This is a genomic window from Kineococcus radiotolerans SRS30216 = ATCC BAA-149 (assembly GCF_000017305.1).
GTDB classification, from domain to species: Bacteria; Actinomycetota; Actinomycetes; order Actinomycetales; family Kineococcaceae; genus Kineococcus; species Kineococcus radiotolerans.
This window is the reverse complement of record NC_009806.1, coordinates 35,937-55,067: the sequence shown is the minus strand read 5'-3', so window position 1 is coordinate 55,067 and position 19,131 is coordinate 35,937. Positions and strand designations below refer to the sequence as shown.

Sequence of the window (19,131 nt, the reverse complement as noted above, 5' to 3'; positions counted from 1 at the left end):
TCTGGAGCCCCTAAGGCCCCTAGGTCCTCCGGTGAGGCAGCGCGCAACGTGGCGTTGACGTGGATTGCTGCTCCCGTCCTCGTGCTGATCGTTCCGCTGCTGACCGTCGGCCTTCTTGCGGGCACCGGGGAGCTGGACGCGCCTAGCAGCGGTCTGGGTGATCCAGGGGCGGGCGTGCGCTGGACGCTGCCGGCGATGCGGGGCTTGATGGACGTGGGCATTGCTCTCACACTGGGCTGCCTGGTCGTGGCTGCCACAGTGTTGCCTGGGCAGCGCAGTCCCTCACACCCCCGGCGACAGCGAGACCGGGAGCAGCTGCGAGACCGGGAGCAGCTGCGAGACCGTGAGCAGCCGCGAGACCGTGAGCAGCTACGAGATGCGGAACAGCTTCAAGGTTCGGAACAGCGGTACGAGCGAGGACAGCAGCAAGCCGACGGCGCGCTCGATGCTCAACGTGGCCGGCTAGTGCGGTGGGCTGGTGCCGCAGCGCTGCTGTGGACGTTCAGCGGCGTTGCCACCGTGGTCTTGACCTACGCCGACGTGGCCGCTGTACCGGTCTCCGGCGTCACCGGGGAGGGCCTGTTCCTCTTCGTCGGGCAGTTCGACCTCGGTCGGTCGCTGGCGGTGAGTACAGGGGTAGCCGCGCTCATCGCGACCGGGTGCGCACTGGCCACCCGGTTGACGAGTGTGGGTCTGCTGGCGGTGCTGGCTGTTGTGGGAGTGTTCCCGCTGGCCTTGACCGGGCACAGCGCCTCCGCTGCCAACCACAGCGCAGCGGTGGACGTGCAGTTCGCTCACGTCGTGGGTCTCAGCGTGTGGACCGGGGGACTGGCTGGCCTCGCGCTGGTACGCAAGCACTACGTCGATCAGTTCGCTGCTGTGCTGGCTCGCTTCTCGTCGCTGGCCGGCTGGTGCTTCGTGCTGGTCGCGGTCTCCGGTGTGGTGGGAGCCCTCGTCCGGGTCCCAGGCGTTGCCCAGCTGCTGAGCACCTACGGGGCGCTCCTGGCGGCTAAGACCGCGTGCCTGGCCGTGCTGGGGCTGCTGGGCTGGTACCAGCGGCGGCGGGTGCTTACCTCGCTGCGCGCAGGACGGCTGGAGGCGGGGCGGGCCTTCACGCTGGTGGCGCTGGGGGAGTTGTCGGTCTTGGCCGTAGCCGCCGGCCTGGGGGTGGCTCTGTCGCGGACCTCGCCGACCGCAGCCGACACCAGCGCGGGAGGCGCCGACACCGAGACGCTGCTGGGGTACCCGATGCCGCCGGCGCTGACGACGGTGGAGTGGTTCACCCAGTGGCGCTTGAACCTGTTGTGGTTCGTCGCCGCTCTCGTCCTGGCCGGCTGGTACATCCGGGCGGTGTGGCTGCTGCACCGTCGGGGGGACCGCTGGCCGGTAGGGCGGGCCATCTTCTGGCTGCTGGGATGTGCGCTGCTGGTGTGGACCACCAGTGGCGCACCGGGGGTCTACGGCCGCGTGCTGTTTAGCATGCACATGGTCGAGCACATGACCATCGCCATGGTGGTCCCGTTCCTGCTCGTGCTGGGTGCACCCATCACCCTGGCGCTGCGGACCCTGCCCGTCCGGCGCGACGGTAGCCGCGGCCCGCGGGAGTGGCTACTGCTGCTGGTCCACTCACGGTGGATGCAAATCATGGGCCATCCTGTCGTGGCCTCGGTGATCTTCATCGCCGGAACCGTCGTGTTCTACTACTCACCGCTGTTCGAGATCGCCTTGCGGACCCACACCGGCCATGTGCTGATGACGGTGCACTTCCTGCTCTCCGGCTACGTGTTTTCGTGGATGATCTGCGGAATCGATCCCGGCCCGCCGCGGCCCGTCTACCCCATTCGGATGATCATCCTCATGGTGTCCTTGGCGTTCCACGCTTTCGTCGGTATCGCCATGATGAGCAGCGTCGAAGTCTTCGGCCGAGACTGGTTCGCCTCCCTGAACCGGACCTGGGGTCCAACCCTGGAGCAGGACCAGTTCCGCGGCGGTGCGCTGGCTTGGGCGCTGGGAGACTATCCCGCGGCGCTGATGAGTACCGCCCTGGCGTTGCGGTGGATTCAGTCCGATCGCCGGGAACGCCGTCGCTACGACCGGCAGGCTCATCGGGATGGAGACGCCGAGTTGCGTGCCTATAACGAGCACCTGCAGCAACTGCACCGCCGCGGTAACCCTCCGGAAGGTCCATCATGAACCCGTTCATCGCCTTGGTGGTACTGCGCACCGGCTTCTTCGTGCTGCCGCTGGGTGTCTTGTCTCTCCTGCAGGTTCCCGTTCCCTACGCCGTTCTCGGCGCCGCGGTCCTGTCGGTGATCCTGTCCGCTGTCTTCTTGCGGGCTCAGCGTGCCCGGGTGGCTCAGCGCCTCGTACAAAGCATTGATACGAGGATCGACCGCCGCCACACGCGACGCAGCGCACAAGGCAACACGCGAGGCAACACGCGAGGCAACACGCAAGACAACACGCGAGACGACACGCGAGACGACACGCGCCGCCATGATGCCCGGAAAGGACGCTGAGCCGTGGACGTGTTCAAGGAGTACTTCGCCGCCCTTGCCCCCTCCACCGGCCTGGGGCTGCTGTTCTGGCTGCTCATGCGGTCGGTGCTGCGTGCAGACCGCAGTGAGCGAGCCGCGGCCCGACGAGTCCGCCAAGAACGTTCAGAACACAAGAACCCTCAGGTGATCCGGCCGACTGCGAGTGATCACGACACCAAGCCCGCGCAGGACATGCGATGAGCGGGATGCGAGCGCATCCGGCGCGACCTTCGCGGCGGGCTCTGCTGTGGGGTGCTCCGGCGGTGGCTGTTGTCGGGGCGGTGACCTGGTGGCGATTGGAGACGCCGATAGGCGGTGGCGACGGCTTCAACGGTGCCTCCACTGAGACCTCAACCGACGTCACCGGTTCGATCCAGGAGATTCCCGCTGCTTCCCGCACCGAGCCGCTGACCCTGTCCGGGCCGGCGCTGGGTGAGGACCTTGACCAGTCGGAGGCGGAATCGGAGGCGGAATCGACGACGGATTCGGGGAAGGGGTCGGTAACCGTGGACGTCGCTGACTTCCGTGGGTCGGTGGCGGTGGTGAACGTCTGGGGATCGTGGTGTTCTCCCTGCCGCGCCGAGGCGCCCGTGCTGCGTGAGGCCGCGTCGGCATACGAAGACCGCGGCGTGCGCTTCCTCGGGGTCAACGTCAAGGACACTCCGGCGGCCGCGCGTGCCTTCGAGCGCCGTTACAACATTACCTACCCCAGCATCGACGACTCCGTCTACGGTCGCGCGTTTTTGGACCTGCGCGGGCAGGTGCCCGCCTCGGCCATTCCCAGCACGCTCATCCTGGACCGGCAAGGACGCGTCGCGGCGCGAGTGATCGGTCAGATTTCGGCAACGACGTTGCGCACACTGGTGGACACCGTCCTGAAAGAAGATCCGGGGCAGGGGTCCACCGCATGAGTGCTGTCGCGACCCTCATCGCGGACGCTGCGACCACGGCCGTGGCGGGTACTGCGACCACGGCCTTCGCCGGTACTGCGACGACCTCGCTCGCCGGTGCCGTCGCCGGTGCCGGCGTGGGGGCCGGAGCCGGCGAGCTGGTGACCGGGTCGCTGCTGCTGGCTGTTCCTTTGGTCGCCCTCGCCGGAGTGCTCAGTTTCTTGTCCCCGTGCGTGCTGCCCCTGGCACCGGCCTACCTGGCCTACGTCACGGGCTTGACGGCTCGAGATGTTGGGGAGCCCCGGCGGGGGAGGATGACTGCCGGGACCGTGCTCTTCGTGGCCGGGTTCACTGCCGTCTTCGTCACCGTCGGAGCCACCGTCGGCGCCGCGGCGACCTTGCTGCTGCAGTACCAGCGCCCGCTGACCCGATTGCTCGGGATCGCGGTCATCGTCCTGGGCGTCGTCTACAGTGGATTGTTGCCCTCGTTGCTGCCCGGGTTGCAGCGGGAGGCGCGCCTGCGGTGGCGCCCGCCCACCGGTCTGCTGGGCGCGCCGCTGCTGGGGGTGACCTTCGGCTTGGGCTGGACTCCCTGCATCGGGCCGACCCTGGCCGCGGTGCAGGCCCTCACCTTCACCGAAGCCAGCGCGCTGCGCGGGGCCGCCCTCACGGGGGTCTACGCCCTGGGATTGGGCCTGCCCTTCATCCTGTTGAGTCTGGGCGTGCGGCGGCTGGGAGGCGCGCTGGCGTTGGTCCGCCGTCATCGTCGTGCGGTCAGCGCCGCTGGCGGCGGCATGCTCGTGGGCATCGGGATGCTCCTCGCCACCGGTGCCTGGAACCAGTTGACGCCCTTGGTTCAAGGCTGGGTCGCTGGCTACAGCACCGTCCTGTGAGCGCGAAACGCCATTTCCCGGTGCGGTCATGTGCTGTTGCCCTCCCATCTTGTTCACGGTACGCCCGCCCCGGCGGGCTCGACGGAGCGCGACCTGCACGGACCCGCACCGCTCCTAACCGTCCTGACCCCAATTGTCCTGACCCCGATCCTTCGATGCATTCGAGGTGGCTATGAGCACGGTCCGACTCCTTCCGGCCAGGCTGAGTTCGAGGACGCCCCACGGCCGCATGGGGGTGGCCGGCGCACTGGCGCGGGTCGGTATGGCCGCTGCCGGTGGGCTGAGCGCATGGATGGCCTTCCCCGGCGCGGTCAGCCGGGATGGGTGGTGGCCCTCGGCTGCGGTGGCGGTGACCTTCTTGATTTGGGCCACCCGTAGTTGCCGCCCGCGCGCCGCCGCAGGGCTCGGGTTCGTGTTCGCTCTCGCCTTCTTGATCCCGCACCTGCGGTGGAGCGGCATCTACGTCGGAGCCGTGCCCTGGCTGGCTCTGGCGGCGGTGTGCGCGGCGTTCTACGCGTTCTACGCCGCCTTCCTGCCTGGCCTGCTCGGCGCCGGACGGTGGTGGAACCTCCTGGCTGTCGCCGGCGGCTGGGTCCTCCTGGAAGCCGCACGGTCCCGGGTGCCCTTCGGTGGGTTCCCATGGGCCCGGTTGGCCTTCTCCCAGGTCGACGGTCCCATCCTCGGGTGGGCAAGGGTCGGGGGGGCGCCGCTGGTCACCTTCACCGTCGCGCTCGTCGGCGCTCTGCTGGCCACCTTTGCCACCATGCTCGGGCGGATCCTGCGCGCGCGTAGGGCGCTGCTACCAGTCGACGTTTTCAGTGCCTGCCTGCCACTGGTCGTCGCGGTCGTGGTCTGCGCATCCGGACTCCTCATACCGCGCCCAGTGGAGCCTGACATCACTTCAGTGGACATCGCCGCCGTGCAGGGCAACACCCCACGCCCGGGCCTGGACTTCAACGCCGAGCGTCGCGCGGTGCTGACCAACCACGTCAGCGCCACCCAGAGCCTGGCTGAATCCGTGGCCCGCGGTGAGTCGATGGCGCCGGATCTGGTGTTCTGGCCGGAGAATTCTAGTGACATCGACCCTTACCAGGATCCCGCGGCCCGGGCCAGCATCGAGGCGGTCACTCGGGCCATCGACGCACCGGTTCTCATCGGCGCGGTTCTCGAGGGCCCGGGTCGCTACCTGTCGAACACCGGACTGGTCGTCACACCACAGCTGGGGCTTGAGGGCGCAGCAAGTGATGCACACCGCAACTATGTGAAGCGTCGCCCTGCCCCCTTCGCGGAGTACGTCCCCTACCGCAGCTTCTTTCGCACCTTCAGCGACAAGGTGGATCTGGTACGGAGGGACTTCCTGCCCGGGCAACGGGGCGGGACCGTCTTGATGGGTGACACTCGAGTCGGTGACGTCATCTGCTTCGAGGTCGCCTTCGATGGGCTGGTCCGTGACTCAGTGCGTTCGGGTGCACAGATGCTCGTCGTGCAGACGAACAACGCCACCTTCGGTTACTCCGACGAGGCGGTGCAGCAATTGGCGATGTCCCGCTTTCGTGCCGTCGAGACCGGACGTGCCGTCGTGCAAATCTCCACCGTCGGTGTCAGCAGCATCATCTCTCCCGACGGTAGCGCCCCGGTACGCACGGAACTGTTCACCCAGGCCGTCCTGCAAGGTCGGGTGCCGCTGCGCTCCGATCAGACCCTCGCCACCCGCCTGGGATCGCTGCCGGAGGCTGCCCTCTCTACCGCGGTGCTGTTTCCGCTGCTTCTCCCGCCGCTGCTGCCGCTGATGCGCAGCTTGCGCGGTAGTTTTCGCGACAGTCGACGACGCTTGGAGGATCTGAGCGCATGAGCCACGACTACTACGTGGAAGACCGCCTCGAGGGTGAGGCTGATGGGGCGGTCCCGACCAAACGCAGCCCGGGTTCGCTCACGGGCCTCGAACTGCTGCGTTTTTCCTGGCGGCAGCTGACGAGCATGCGTACCGCGTTGTTCCTGCTGATGCTGCTGGCCATCGCCTCCGTTCCTGGTTCGCTATTCCCGCAGGCAGGGTTCGACGCGGCGGGCGTGGCGCGTTTCCTGCGCGACAACCCCGAGGTGGGCCCTTGGCTGCAGCGTCTGCAGTTCTTCCAGGTGTACTCATCGGTCTGGTTTTCTGCCATCTACCTGCTGCTGTTCATCTCCCTGGTTGGCTGCATCGTGCCGCGCGCCCTGGTCCATGCAAGGGCTATACGGTCCCGCCCACCACGCACCCCGGCCCGGTTCACTCGGCTTCCTGAGTTCCGGCGCCTGCAGCCAACTGCGCCGCCGGCGGTCATCCTGCAGGTAGCGGCCGGGTACCTAAGACGGCGCCGGTTCCGCGTCGACGTGCGCCTGGACCAGGACGGGGTAGCCTCGGTGGCTGCAGAGCGGGGGCATCACCGCGAAAGCGGCAACGTGCTCTTCCACGTCAGCCTGGTCGGACTGCTCGTCTGCTTCGCCACCAGCTCGCTGTACTCCTTCTCTGGTCAGCGCGTGGTGGTTGAAGGTCAAAGTTTCGTCGGTGCGGCCACCGATTTCGATAGTTTCACTGCTGGGGCGGGATCCGATGAGAGCGGCATTCCACCGTTCAGCTTGAAGTTGCAGAACATGGATGTGAGCTTCGAAGCACAGCAAAGCTCACAGATTGGCCAGCCACGGCAGTTCGCGGCTGATGTTCTGCTCTCCGTGGGCGCGGAAGCAGAGCAACCGCGTCGCATCGAAGTCAACAAGCCCGCCGACGTCGTAGGTACACAGATTTCACTGTCCGGCAACGGGTACGCCCCAGTGCTGACGGTTCGTGACGGGAGCGGGTCGGTTGTCTCAGCAGGCGCCGTCCCGTTCCTGCCGCAGACGGGTAATTACGACTCCAGCGGTGTGGTGAAGATCCCGGACGCGGTTGATGCCGACGGCCGTCCGGCCCAGTTCGGACTGCAGGGAGTCTTCCTGCCCACCGCCACCGTGGATGGGGCCGGCCGTCCGGTGTCCGGGTTTCCTGGGCTCGGGAACCCCTTCCTCGTTTTTACCCTCTGGGTCGGTGACCTCGGCCTGGAGTCCGGCCTGCCGCAGAGCGTGTACGAGCTGGACAACACCGCGATGACTCAAGTGCTGGATGGGCAGGGCCGGCCGCTGGCGCTGCAGCTGACACCGGGGCAGACCGTTCAACTGCCCGAGGGTCTGGGAAGCGTCACCCTGGAAAGCGTTGCACGCTTTGCTGCATTCGACATCCGGCGTACCCCCGGGCAGCTGCCAGCGCTGGTTTTCTCCCTGCTGGCCACTGCAGGGTTGATTGCCTCACTCTTCCTCCCTCGGCGCCGCGTGTGGGTGCGGGTACCCGGTAGCCAGGAAGCAGCGGAGCAGGGGTTGGAGATCGCCGGACTGTCTCGCGGTGCGGACGCCGGGCTGGCCGCGGAGGTCGACAGCTTGCTCAGCGCGCTCGTCCAGGCGGGGGTTGCGGAAGCATCAACGCAGACGGAGGGGCAGGCGGACGGGCGGGCGGACGGGCGGGCGGACGGGCGGGCAGGAGGCGTGGTGGGGTGATGAGGCCAGGGTGGCGGCGACATCGAGTGTCGGTGCAGCCGCCGCCGGGAAGCAGCCTCGCGGCGAATTGTGGCGTGTGGCTTCGTTGCTGCGTTCAGCCGCTTCAAAGAACAACTATTCCGGTGCGGTACCTGGCTGCGACCGAGAGAACAAGCGAGGGCCCTCATGTCGAGGTTGGCGTTCAGAGGTTCGTCCGCGTGGCTCAGCGGGGCGTCAGCGTGTGCGCAATCACCTGCGAGCACCGCGCAGCGACCTCTCCTTGCTTACTTCTTCTCCTTGCCTGCCCGTAGCAGGCATCCGGGGACAGGGGGGCGGAGGAATCTCGGCATGGCCCGGCTTGCTTTCTGCACTCGTGGGTTCCACGCCGACAACCGGTTGACCACGTGTGAGTTCGCAGGTGACCGCGCATGCGGCCATCGAGGGCATCGCTCCGTTGATGAGTTTGGTTGGTGGAGCCCATGACCACGCGTTGGTGGAGCCCGTGACCGGCCTCTCGGAGACCAACTGCGTCCACTCCGGCGCCGCCGGCGGAGCGCACATCAAGTATCGAGTGCGTCCCGTAACCTGGGTAGGGCGAAAGTTTCGGTTGCATATCCGAGCGACTACCAAAGGCGCCGGTTGCACCGACCTCGGCAATCACATCGCGCGGGCGTGGTCAGATTCGGACATTAGGAGTGCGGTCTCGCTCCAGTCTGAGCCCTCTTTGCGGGAGATCACTACACATGGTGAGCATGTTCGGTCACGGGTCCAGAGCCGAGCCCAGACGCAGGTGATGGAGTAGTCCTTGACAGCAGCCGCCGCTCGGTGTGGCGGCATCTTGTGGTCCTCGCGCCGGAGTATGAGTTAGGAAGAGTGGCAATGAGCTGCACGATCACAGGGGCGGGATGCGGATGCGCGCGCCCTGTTTCACCGGAGACGGTGGGCACACCGAACGCGAGCGGCTGCACCGGTCGGTGGGCGGCCTGCCACACCCGCGGCAGCATCCCTACGCCTCGCCGCGCGGCCGGCTCGGCACCACTCTCGCCAGAAGATGCCTACTGGCGCTCACCCCACCAAGATGCACCTAGACCCAATCCGAGCGAGCTCAGGCGAGCCTGGGCCCACCAGCTCGGGCACCGTCGATGACGTCTCGCGCCGTGGTGGGCATGGTGGCGGGTCTCGTCAGTGCTTCGGCCGTGCTCACCTGGCGCCCACTGTTGCAGTCCTCGGCGTGGCTCCTTCCCGCACTTGTCATGATTGCCCTCATCATCGGTGTGGGAGGTGCGGTCCGCCTCTGGAAGCCTACTGGGGTGCTGGTGGCTGCAGCTCAGCTGCTGTGCATCGCGCTGGTGGCATGGCTATCTGTGCTGCTTCTAGAGGGTGGGTCGTCTTCTGCGCCTACCCCCGATATCGCCGAGCGGTCGATGCGCCTGCTCGCCGACGGTGTAGAGGTCGCAGCAAGTCAAAGCGCGCCAGTCGATGACGGGCCGGGGTTGCGGTTCATCGTTGTCGTAGCTTCGGGCCTGGTCGCTCTCGGCGTGGATCTCGGCATGATCACTCTACGTCGCCCAGCCCTGGCGGCCTTGCCCCTGACCGCCGCCTATGGTGTCCCGCTGGCGGTCATTCCCGGCGGCTCCTCGACAGGTCTGTTCCTCACCACCGCTGTGCCCTTCCTCCTGCTGTTGCTGGTGCACCCCCGCCCCGGACCCTGGTCAGCGCCAGTGCACCCGGTGGATGCGTATCGCGCGGTGGACGAAACCACGGAGCCCTGGCGTGAGCGGCGGCGAGTTCACGCAACGATGGCCGCAACGGGTGTCAGCGCGCTAGTAGCAGCGACAATCGTGCCGGCAGCGCTTCCGGGTTTGGATGAGCGGCCGCTAACCGTCGATGTCGCAGCGTCCGGTCCCGTCTCGACCATCAATCCCATCTTGAACCTCAAGGACAGTTTGGACGCGCGTTCTGACGCGACTCTGCTCACCTATCGCACTGATCAAGATTCTCCCGCTCCGCTTCGCATCGTGACTGCAGACGTCTTTGACGGGCAGACGTGGAGCCCCCACACGGGCGAGCGCCTACGCCGGGATCAGCGCGTTCAGGGCGGACTGAGTGAACCGCCCGGCCTTACAAGCGAGATTCGTGAGCAGTCAGCGGTGCGTACTACGACGATCACGGTGCAAGGACTGGCGCAGACCTATCTACCGGCGCCTTATCCAGCTCTTCGCGTGGACATCGAAGGCAACTGGTTCTACGACAGTGACAGCCTCAACATCGTGGGCGATGGTGAGGACACGCAAGGTCGTAGTTACTCGGTCACTCATTTGGAGGTCGATCCTAGGGAAGAACAACTGCGTACCGCACCTCCAGCGCCGCGCGCAGTGCAAGAGCGATTCACGCAATTGCCTCCAAGCATTCCTGCTGCAGTGCTAGATGCTGCCAGGCAGGTGACTTCCGCAGCAGGCAACGATTATGAACGAGCTGTCTTGCTGCAGCGCTACTTCCGTTCGACCGGCGGCTTCACTTATTCCACCAATGCGCCCAGCGATGGTGGATCTGACGCCATCACGGCATTCTTGCGAGAAAAGTACGGGTTTTGTGTGCAGTTTGCCTCAACCATGGCCGTGATGTCTCGTCTTCTGGGTATACCGGCGCGAGTTGCCATCGGATTCCTCCCCGGTGAGCAGCTCGCTGACGGGCGCTGGCGCATCAGCGAACAAGACGCACACGCCTGGCCCGAGCTGTGGTTCTCCGGCACGGGCTGGGTGCGCTTCGAGCCGACACCGGCAATACGTAGCGGGCGGTCGCCGAGTTACGCCCAGCCGGAAACCCCCATCACGGCACCGCCCTCCCCGGACCCGGGCCCGGAACCGACCGCCAGTGCAGCAACTGCCCCATCTGCTGCCCCGACGCCGACTCTTCCCCCTACTTCGAGGGAGCAAAGCGTAGACACCGGTGAGGTGCGTCAGGGGTGGCGAGCTGTGGCTTCGCCTTGGGTGGCTCTTCTTGTGGGTCTGATGATCATCGTCGTGCTTCCCTGGGTGTGCGCGAGGATAAGAACCCACCGGCGCTGGCGTGACGCGCACGATGAACCGGCGTGGGTCGAAGTGGCGTGGTCTGAATTGAGCGATCGCGTCTATGACCTTGACATCCACTGGTCGGTCACCATGACCCCTCGCCAGTGCGAGCAAATACTGCAGCACAGGATCGCACTTCCCCAGGAGGTGAACGCAGGACTGAAAGCCCTGCGGCAAGCGATCGAGTTCGTCAGGTACGGTCAGGCGGCCATTCCGACCTTGACGGTCACCACCACCACGGCCACCGCCACGGCCACCGCCACCGCCACGGCCACGGCCACCGCGAGCCATGCGCCATGGGCGCATTCGCGCGCCAATGCTCAAGCGCAGCTTCGCCATCTAGTCGCTGCCATCACGGTTGCCTGTCCCGGACCAACGCGCTGGCGGGTACGGCTACTGCCCTTAGCGGGGTTGCGCGCCCTGCTGAAGAGGCAGTATCAGTAAGAGTTGTGGCATCAAGAGTCGGTGGAAGTTGCGTGCGCACCTGATTGCCCTCGCGACCTTTCTATTCTGAAGTCAGGACTTGCGCAGTCTTTGAACATGCGGGTGGTCACCAGGATGACGAAGTCCGATGTTTTTAGACTAGTGTTGGAGGCATCTACAGACAGCAGTCAGGTCGCTGGCGGCGGCCTCGATCCCGCAGGCGAGACATAGGACGCGCGAGCGGCTACAGGTGGGCGATCAAGCAGGCTAGAGCCGACAGGTGCGCATCGAGCCGGCGTGCCGGTGCCGGTAGGCGGTGCCGACGTCGTGAATGTCGAAAACCTTGCGGACCTGGGTCAGTCTCAGCCCGGTTGTGCGAGTGCAACAAACGAAGTGCAGACGCACCCTGGCACCCAGTGACGTTTGCGAAGAGTGCAGGTGAGGCGCCGCGGCATCCCTGCAGGGGCGTTGTGCATCGCCGCCACCGCTGAGGACGCCGTCCGCTCGCGGTCACGGGCTAGACGGTGCATCCAGCTGGTCCTGGCGAAGACGCCGTCTACGACCCAGTGGCGGGGCGGCACCGCAACCCAGTGCTGCCGGGCTGATGTGAGACCACCTGACGTCGAGAAGCCTGACCTGACTTCCTGAGCAGGCCGATCATGATCGGGTAGACCGAAGGAGTGGGTCACGATCTTGATGCTTGACGCGGCTTGGCTTGCGCTCCGTGGTGTCTGACGCTCGAGGACCCAATCCTGATCTCGATGGGTCGGTGGGCCGGAATCGTCTGTCGCGAAAGCCTGCTGTCGCCAGAGCGTGGAGGTGACGTTCACCCGAATGGGTGCTTGTGCACCCGAGCCCGCGATGGGCGCTTGAGCTGGGTCTGGACGTGCCGATGTAAAGGGAGACCACCTTGCCGTCAGGCAAGCAGACGGTGAGCACCTCGATAGGAGACGTGAGATGGCCGCGAAGAGCACCGCCGACGACACCGCGCCGGGCAAGAGCAAAAAGAAGATGATCATCGTTGGCGCTCTCGCCGGGGTGCTCCTGCTCGGTGGCGGTGTCGGTGGCACATACATGCTCACCAAGCCCGCGGCGGCGGCCACCGAGACGGTCGAAGAGGCCCTTGAGCCCGGCGAGGTCGTAGCGCTTGACCCCATCAGCGTCAACCTGCCTGATGGGCACTACCTCAAGGTGGGGATCGCCCTGCAGACGGTCCTCGACGAGAGCGCAGGAGAGGGCAGCAGCGCCCCCGACGGCAGCAAGGCTCTCGACCTGACGATCAAGGAGTTCTCCGGCAAGCCCATGGCGGACCTCTCCAACCCGGAACTTCGCCAGAAGTACCAGGACGAGCTCCAGGAGAAGATCATCGAGGCTTACACCAAGGAGCCGGCCAAGGAGGGAGACCCCGCCACCAAGACGGTCATGGGCATCTACCTCACGCAGTTCGTCATGCAGTGACTCGATCCCATTCGCCATTCCAGGGCACCCTGTCTCATCAACGGCAGCTGCTGGGCTGACGTCGTCCTGCAGTGACGGTCGCAGCCTGGCCGTCACCGCTCTCCGAAGGAGCCCCTACGACCGCCACTTCTCGTGCAAGCGCCCTGGCGCGGCTCTCGGAGCTCGGTGCTCGGTGCTCGGTGACCGGATCCTCGCCTCCGCGGCCCTCGGGCCGCAGGTCGCGTGCGAGCAGGTGATGGCCCGGGTCAGCGCCGTCGTCGCCCGTTCGCGGCGCTGCACGGCGCACCTCGCCTTCACCGGCGACAAGCGGTTCCACTTCAGCCCCAGCGGCGCGGCCTTCCTCATGTACCAGGTCGAGGGACGCAGCTGGGTGGTCATGGGTGACCCGGTCGGGGACCCGGCGGACTTCCCGGAACTGGTCCGCAGCTTCGTCGGGGAGATCGACCGCCACGGCGGCCGGCCCGTCTTCTACAACGTGCTCCCCGACCACGCCGACCTGTACCGCGCGTGCGGGCTGACCCTGGCCAAGCTCGGGGAGGAGGCCGTCGTCCCGCTCGAGGGGTTCACCCTCGCCGGCAAGTCCAAGGTGAACCTCCGCAACTGCCGCAACAAGTCCCAGCGCCTGGGCCTGAGCGTCGACTTCGTCGCGCCCGAGGACGTCGCGCCGCTGCTGCCCGCCCTGCGCGAGGTCTCCGACGCCTGGCTCACCCACCGCAACGGCAAGGAGAAGCGGTTCTCCCTGGGGGCCTTCGACGAGGACTACGTCTCCCGCTTCCCGCTGGTCGTGGTGCGCCAGGAGGGCCGGATCATCGCCTTCGCCACCCTGTGGGTCGGAGGCGACGGGCACGAGGTGCAGGTCGACCTGATGCGGCGCCTGCCCGACGGGCCGCGCACCGTGATGACCTACCTGTTCGTCGAGTGCATCCTGTGGGCCGGGGAGAACGGCTTCACGTCGTTCAACCTGGGGATGGCGCCCCTGTCGGGGCTGCGCACGGGGACCGGCCCCTCCCTGTGGAACCGCCTCGGGCACCTGCTGTGGACCCACGGCGAGCAGTTCTACAACTTCCAGGGCCTGCGCACGTTCAAGCAGGGTTTCAGCCCCGAGTGGCGGACCTGCTACGTGGCCGCGCCCGGGGAGCTGGCCCTGCCCAACGCCATGGTGGACGTGGCGACGCTGGTCGGGGGCGGGATCCGCGGGGTCGTCCACAGCTGAAAAGGGTCCTGGTGATCAGGACGTGCACCTAGCCGAGTGCCTAGCAGGCAGCGTGATGAATCGCAGGTGCTGCGGCCTTGCCCACCAGGAGGGGATCAAGTCGCTGGACGCGAAGAGTGACCCCTTCGGGTCCAGCGACTCGAAGCTCTCAAGCCGTCGGCGCTAGGCGGCCGAAGCCGATCGCGTCGCTCCAGATGGTTCGCAGCGCAACGGGCTTACCGGTCCTCGGTGAGTCCCACATTTGATTACCTCCGGCGTAGATGCCCACGTGGAAAACCCGCCCGGAGCTGAAGAAGAACACCAGGTCACCTGGCACCGCCGCACCCCGGTCGATCTTCGTGCTGGCCTGATACTGCGCGCCGGAGGTGCGGGGGATGTCCACGCCGAACTGCCGGTACACGTAGCTGGTGAAGCCGGAGCAGTCGAACCCGGAGGGGGTGGTGCCGCCGTAGACGTAGGGCACGCCGGCGTAGTCGTCGGCCACCTCGAGGATGCGCTGACCCAGCGGGGCGGGGGCCGGAGCGGGGGCGGGGGCCGCGACGACGGCCGCGACCACCGGGGCGGGCTCGACCACGAGGGCGGGCGCGGCGACGCTGGAGGCCACGACCGGGACGGCGTCGGAGGTGCGGGTCGCCCGCTCGATGGCCGGGGCGGCGACGACGGGGGCCACGACGACCGGCGCGGGGGCCGGGGCGGCGGCGAAGGTGGCGGTGGTCGAGAGGACCGTCGCCGTGGCCGGGGCGGAGACGACGCCGGCGGCGGTGGTGCCGAAGGCCGCGGGGACTGCGGTGGCCGCCGAGGCGAGGGTGGAGCCGACGGCGGCGGGGGCGGCGCTCGTCGCGGCGCCCGCGGGGAGGGCGACGGAGACGAGGAGCCCGCCGGCGGCGGCGACGACGGCACCGGTGCGGGCGGCGCCGCCGGCGGTGCGGGCGACGCTGTCGGACAGGTCGGTCAGGGGGGTGCGAACACGAGCGGAGGCGCGGTGGCGCGCCTGGACGCGAGTCGTCAAGGTGGTGGCCTCTCCGACGCCTGCGAGGTGAGCTGTCGGGTTCGGGCGGGAGTATCGCCCGGCCGGTTCGCACCGGCTTCACCCCAAGGGCTCGACCGGACCTGGTGGTCCGGCGTCGCCCGGGAAACGTGGTTCCCCCACCCCTGCCATGAATGTTCTCGGGGGACCTCGACGTGGTGGCAGGGCTCGGCGTCCACGTGAGGGCGTCCACGCGCACGGTCGTGGATGCGGCTGAACCATAACCCACCCGAGGCCGCAGCGTCACTAAGCTGTAACCCAGGATTCTCGCCGTTCTACCGTGTTTCGCGAGGAACAGCAGATCTGCGGGGCGCTATCACTTGTCATATGACAAGTGTTGTGCCGAATGTGGCTGCAGCGCCCTCTGCAGCGCCCTCTGCAGCGCCCTCTGCAGCGTCACCGGCTTCTCTGCGCCCTCGCTGCGTCCTCGCTCACGAACTCGCCTTCGGGCGACGGGTCCTGAGTCGGATAGCTACGACAGCCGAGCCGAGAACGACGACTGCTGCAACGACGAGGTATTGCGTGCCGATCGGAACACCAGCTGCCGCCAGATGATCTTCCAGTGCACTCTCTTCGGCTGCTTCCGCGGTACCTTCTGCGCTGGTTGCGGCGGCAATTCCCGCCGCCACGACAGCGCCGGCGTCAGCGCTCAGTGACGTGTCTTGGAGGACCTGAGCGGCCCGTTCGTCCGCGGATGTCTGAGCGGGACTCTGACTGAAGGCGCCACTGCTTGCGCTCGAACCGTAGGCAGCGGTGGTGCCAGTCAGGGTGAACGTTGCACCGATCAGCACCCCTGCCGCCAGCCCTCGAAAGCGGTGCGTGCTCGACGCTGCCGAGGATGCGGAGGCGTTCGTGGTCTTCAAGATCGACATTATTCCTACACCTTCAAGTCAGTAGCTGGGTCGTGCCGAGACCTTAGCGAAGAGGTGGGCAACAGCCGTCGGAGCAGCCATCGTCCCCGGTTGGCGCTGCAGTGGACGCGGCCGGTGATGTAGGCGCCGGTGATGCAGACGACGGTGTCGGTTTGGTGCTAATCGTCAGTTTTACCCTCTCAGCCGAGGCGGGTTGAGTTGCAGTCAGTGACATCGCCGGCGACATCGCGGCGGGCGTCGTCGCTGCAGGAGTGCAGCAGCCGTCGGTGCAGCCGCCCGGATCACCAGCACCGCCGTCATGACTGAGGTTTTGGGTGTGCAGGGTAGCGCCTGGGGTGCAACAGCCCTCCCCCCGCCAAGCCTCCAAACCCTCCTTGACCGCGATGACCGCGATGATCAGACCAGCGATCGGGTCCGCCCAGGACCAGCCAAGAGCTGCGTTCAGACCCAGACCGACCAGCAGGACCGCCGAGAGGTAGGTGCACAGCAGGGTCTGCTTGGAGTCGGCCACCGCACTGGCCGAGCCCAGCTCACGCCCCGCGCGGCGCTGGGCGGCCGACAGCAGCGGCATGATCATCAAGCTCAACGCCGCTAGCACCAGCCCGACGGAAGACTGCTCGGCCTCCCCGTCCCCGAGCAGTGCACGCACGGACTCGACGCTGACGTAGGCGGCCAGCGTGAAGAAGGAGATTGCGATGATGCGCAGCGTCCGGTGTTCTCGCGCCTCCCGGACGGCGTGGTCAGAAGCAGAGAACTGCCACGCCACGGCGGCCGCGGAGGAGACCTCGATGACCGAGTCCAGCCCGAAGCCGATGAGCGCGGTCGAGCCGGCCTTGGCGCCGGCGCTGAGCGCCACGACGGCCTCGATGACGTTGTAGGTGATGGTCGCGGCCACGAACATCCGCACCCGTCGGGTCAGTACGTCACGGCGCTCTGCACTCAGGGCGGAGCGGGCCGCGCCGTGAACAGTGGTGCGCGCGCTGCCATGGCCGGTGGGGTGGGCGGAGTGAGGAGTGTGGGTGGTGTCCATCAGCAGCAGTCCTCACCGGCGCGAGACGCGTCGCAGGCTGCGGGGTCCACCGTCAGCACCGTGCTCAGCAGGTCTTCCAGCGCCTTGCGCAGGCCGCCGTCGGCCAGCTCGTAACGCATCCGTTTGCCTTCGGGCACGGCCACGACCAGGCCGCAGCCGCGCAGGCAGGCCAGGTGGTTGGACAAGCTGGTGCGCGAGACGCCGAGCTGTTCGGCCAGTTCGGTGGGGTACGCCCCGGCCTCACGCAGCGCGATGAGCACCCGGGCCCGGGTCGGGTCGGACAGGGCGTGACCGAAGCGGGCCAGCACCCCGATGTGGCTCAGCGTCTCCATGTCCGTAACGCTACATCACAGGCTGACGTCAGTGGAAGCTGAAATATTTGGCTAGGTGAGGTCGTAGTCGAACGACCTCATCGTGCTCCTGCATGTCCCGAGTACGCCCCGATACGGGCGGCGGTCGGGCGTTAAGCGAGTTGTCCAGCCTGCAGCGGATGCCACCTCGGCAACATGAGAGCACTAGCGAGTCCCGCCAGAACGCGATGCCTGCGTCCTGCTGAGCCCTGCTTGCGCCCCACCCGCGCTGAGGAGCTGCAGGAGGCCCGGTCGCATCCCGATCCAAGCCGATTGCTCACCATGACGCGAGGTGGACCACCAGGGCTCCCGGGCTGCACAAATCGCGATAGACATGCAAGAGTGACGCAACGAGCACCACAGTAAGCACTCGGCTATATAGCGTCGCGTGGCGCAACAGAGTGACATGAGGGCAGCAGGAGCTTCAGGTGGACCCGTGGGGGGGGGGGTTGATGGATGTCTGAGCTCCCCGCTCCACTGGACCACCGGGCCCGAGGAGGAACAGCCGTGAGCAGCAAGACCCAGGATGCAGTCCAAGATGCAGTCCAGGACGCAGCCGACTTGATCACCGTCGTGCCCGGCACGCCGAGTGAGACCGTGCAGCGGGCCGCGGCGACCGCTCAGAAGCGCACCTTCGCCGAGCTGGTGGAGTCCCTGCTCACGACCGTGGGCCCGCGCCTGACCGCCGCCGGCGCCGGCCTGCAAGACGCCCGCCAGCTCGCCGGCTGGCGCAAGGGCGCGGAGCCGCGCCAGGAGATGGCGCGTGATCGCGTGACCGCCCTGGCGGAGGTCGTCGGGGCCATCACGACCCACTACAGCGCCGCGGTGGCGGCCAGCTTCCTGCGTAGCAGCCAGCCGGCACTGGATGACCGCGCCCCGGTAGTGATGATCCGCGAGACCACCGCCGAGACGCTGCCTGAGGTCATGGGGGAGGTGCGCAGCGCCGTACGGGCCTTCCTGGAGGGCTGACTTCCGAATCCAACAGAGGCACTACGAGAGGGCCCCTCGCGAGCTGGCCTCTTGACGCACCATTCCCAAGTGCGCCCGGATGCGTGGCCTTGATGCGCTGCCCCTGAGCGCCACCGCAACCGTCGTCACCGCGCTCGCCGCCCCGACGCCGGTGGGCGTGTGCGCTGCGCTTCCCTAGGGTGTCGTCGCGTCCTGGAATCATGATCGGGTGCAGGTATCCCTGAAGGACGCCAAGGTCGCCGATGCCCTGCTGGAGGCGATGAGCCCCGGCCTGGACGATCCTGACCTGGATGACCTGGGGGACCCCGAGCAGGTGCAGGGGGTGCAAGACTTCCTGGCGGAGAGTCAGGTGGGCCTGTTCAAGCCCCCGCCGAGCATTCGCCTGGACCGGCTGGTGGACGTGTTCAACCAGCGTCTGCTCGCCGCGCTGGACAGCCATCACCGCATCCGCAGCGAGCTGTCCAAGCCCGAGGTCGTGGCGGCGTTCGGAGATGAGGAGGGCAGCGTCCACCTGGACGGCAGCCTGATCCGCAACGCCAGCAGCAGGGTCGGGCGCCCGGTCACCCAGGAGATCAGCTTCCTGCTCTTCGACGTCCTGGGCGTGCAGGGGTTGCGCTACTACTCCCGCCACGCCGACGGAGACCGGGCCATCTGCTGGGCCGTCCACGGCCAGGTGCGTCTGGACCTAAAGTCAGCCGAGTACTTGGACCCCGCCAACGACGAGCACCGCGCCGCGGTGCAGCTGGTCTCCGACCTCTATGAGCTGCCGGTGGCGTGGGCGGCTGCGGTGCAGGAAGCGGCACCCTGACGCACAGCTGAGCCGGTAGCTAGCTTCCTCCTAGCAACCGGCTAGTCAAGGGA

15 protein-coding genes, 1 pseudogene and 1 riboswitch are annotated in these 19,131 nt (G+C 67.2%); of the genes and pseudogenes, 12 read left to right on the top strand and 4 right to left on the bottom strand.

Features of this window, described 5'->3' with window-relative positions; translation table 11 throughout:
- The first annotated feature begins 48 nt into the window (after positions 1–48).
- The 10 genes from KRAD_RS22990 (at position 49) to KRAD_RS22950 (ending at position 14,022) form a co-directional block, all read left to right on the top strand.
- Complete coding sequence (locus KRAD_RS22990) at positions 49–2,193, top strand: bifunctional copper resistance protein CopD/cytochrome c oxidase assembly protein (protein WP_041293776.1); 2,145 nt, start codon at positions 49–51, stop codon at positions 2,191–2,193.
- Positions 2,190–2,519, top strand: a complete 330-nt coding sequence (locus tag KRAD_RS25445; RefSeq protein ID WP_012001998.1) for a DUF4229 domain-containing protein — start codon at positions 2,190–2,192, stop codon at positions 2,517–2,519. The genes KRAD_RS22990 and KRAD_RS25445 overlap by 4 nt, the downstream gene beginning before the upstream one ends.
- A gap of 3 nt (positions 2,520–2,522) precedes the next feature.
- Positions 2,523–2,738: a hypothetical protein gene (locus tag KRAD_RS22985; RefSeq protein ID WP_012001999.1), complete on the top strand. Its 216-nt coding sequence runs from the start codon at positions 2,523–2,525 to the stop codon at positions 2,736–2,738.
- Positions 2,735–3,448, top strand: coding sequence for a TlpA family protein disulfide reductase (locus KRAD_RS24810; RefSeq protein WP_012002000.1), 714 nt, complete (start codon positions 2,735–2,737; stop codon positions 3,446–3,448). Before KRAD_RS22985 ends, KRAD_RS24810 begins: the two co-directional genes overlap by 4 nt.
- Positions 3,445–4,320, top strand: coding sequence for a cytochrome c biogenesis CcdA family protein (locus KRAD_RS22975; protein WP_012002001.1), 876 nt, complete (start codon positions 3,445–3,447; stop codon positions 4,318–4,320). Before KRAD_RS24810 ends, KRAD_RS22975 begins: the two co-directional genes overlap by 4 nt.
- A 229-nt stretch (positions 4,321–4,549) precedes the next feature.
- On the top strand, positions 4,550–6,172 hold the full coding sequence (gene lnt / locus KRAD_RS22970; protein WP_049821569.1) for an apolipoprotein N-acyltransferase: 1,623 nt from the start codon (positions 4,550–4,552) through the stop codon (positions 6,170–6,172).
- A complete protein-coding gene (resB, locus tag KRAD_RS22965; protein WP_012002003.1) occupies positions 6,169–7,878 on the top strand; it encodes a cytochrome c biogenesis protein ResB in 1,710 nt (569 codons plus the stop codon). Before lnt ends, resB begins: the two co-directional genes overlap by 4 nt.
- 1,145 nt (positions 7,879–9,023) lie before the next feature.
- Positions 9,024–11,372: a transglutaminase TgpA family protein gene (locus KRAD_RS25435; RefSeq protein ID WP_238985881.1), complete on the top strand. Its 2,349-nt coding sequence runs from the start codon at positions 9,024–9,026 to the stop codon at positions 11,370–11,372.
- A gap of 936 nt (positions 11,373–12,308) precedes the next feature.
- Complete coding sequence (locus KRAD_RS22955; protein WP_012002007.1) at positions 12,309–12,809, top strand: flagellar basal body-associated FliL family protein; 501 nt, start codon at positions 12,309–12,311, stop codon at positions 12,807–12,809.
- A gap of 172 nt (positions 12,810–12,981) precedes the next feature.
- Positions 12,982–14,022, top strand: a complete 1,041-nt coding sequence (locus KRAD_RS22950) for a phosphatidylglycerol lysyltransferase domain-containing protein (RefSeq protein WP_012002008.1) — start codon at positions 12,982–12,984, stop codon at positions 14,020–14,022.
- A 148-nt stretch (positions 14,023–14,170) separates the two neighbouring features.
- Here KRAD_RS22950 and KRAD_RS22945 read toward each other — a convergent pair whose 3' ends face one another.
- From KRAD_RS22945 to KRAD_RS22935, 4 genes and pseudogenes are all read right to left on the bottom strand, one after another.
- A complete protein-coding gene (locus KRAD_RS22945) occupies positions 14,171–15,031 on the bottom strand; it encodes a C40 family peptidase (RefSeq protein WP_012002009.1) in 861 nt (286 codons plus the stop codon).
- A 2-nt stretch (positions 15,032–15,033) separates the two neighbouring features.
- Positions 15,034–15,205: riboswitch (cyclic di-AMP (ydaO/yuaA leader) on the bottom strand.
- A 275-nt stretch (positions 15,206–15,480) separates the two neighbouring features.
- Positions 15,481–15,921: a hypothetical protein gene (locus tag KRAD_RS25425; RefSeq protein ID WP_157874009.1), complete on the bottom strand. Its 441-nt coding sequence runs from the start codon at positions 15,919–15,921 to the stop codon at positions 15,481–15,483.
- Positions 15,922–16,147: 226 nt separating this feature from the next.
- Positions 16,148–16,951: pseudogene (locus KRAD_RS22940) on the bottom strand (cation diffusion facilitator family transporter); the annotation flags it as partial.
- Complete coding sequence (locus tag KRAD_RS22935) at positions 16,951–17,283, bottom strand: ArsR/SmtB family transcription factor (RefSeq protein WP_012002012.1); 333 nt, start codon at positions 17,281–17,283, stop codon at positions 16,951–16,953. The gene KRAD_RS22935 and the pseudogene KRAD_RS22940, both read right to left, overlap by 1 nt.
- 525 nt (positions 17,284–17,808) lie before the next feature.
- Here KRAD_RS22935 and KRAD_RS22930 point away from each other — a divergent pair.
- Together KRAD_RS22930 and KRAD_RS22925 are read left to right on the top strand one after the other, a co-directional pair.
- Positions 17,809–18,270, top strand: coding sequence for a hypothetical protein (locus KRAD_RS22930; protein WP_041293774.1), 462 nt, complete (start codon positions 17,809–17,811; stop codon positions 18,268–18,270).
- A gap of 208 nt (positions 18,271–18,478) precedes the next feature.
- Entirely contained in the window at positions 18,479–19,078 is a 600-nt protein-coding gene (locus tag KRAD_RS22925; protein ID WP_012002014.1) for a hypothetical protein, read from the top strand.
- Positions 19,079–19,131: the final 53 nt, after the last annotated feature.

Excerpts from the sequence above, each read along its gene's own strand:
- KRAD_RS25445 (WP_012001998.1), top strand. The coding sequence starts at position 2,190 with ATGAACCCGTTCATCGCCTTGGTGGTACTGCGCACCGGCTTCTTCGTG.
- KRAD_RS24810 (WP_012002000.1), top strand. The coding sequence starts at position 2,735 with ATGAGCGGGATGCGAGCGCATCCGGCGCGACCTTCGCGGCGGGCTCTG.
- KRAD_RS22975 (WP_012002001.1), top strand. The coding sequence starts at position 3,445 with ATGAGTGCTGTCGCGACCCTCATCGCGGACGCTGCGACCACGGCCGTG.
- lnt (WP_049821569.1), top strand. The coding sequence starts at position 4,550 with ATGGGGGTGGCCGGCGCACTGGCGCGGGTCGGTATGGCCGCTGCCGGT.
- resB (WP_012002003.1), top strand. The coding sequence starts at position 6,169 with ATGAGCCACGACTACTACGTGGAAGACCGCCTCGAGGGTGAGGCTGAT.
- KRAD_RS25435 (WP_238985881.1), top strand. The coding sequence starts at position 9,024 with ATGGTGGCGGGTCTCGTCAGTGCTTCGGCCGTGCTCACCTGGCGCCCA.
- KRAD_RS22955 (WP_012002007.1), top strand. The coding sequence starts at position 12,309 with ATGGCCGCGAAGAGCACCGCCGACGACACCGCGCCGGGCAAGAGCAAA.
- KRAD_RS25425 (WP_157874009.1), bottom strand. The coding sequence starts at position 15,921 with ATGTCGATCTTGAAGACCACGAACGCCTCCGCATCCTCGGCAGCGTCG.
- KRAD_RS22935 (WP_012002012.1), bottom strand. The coding sequence starts at position 17,283 with ATGGAGACGCTGAGCCACATCGGGGTGCTGGCCCGCTTCGGTCACGCC.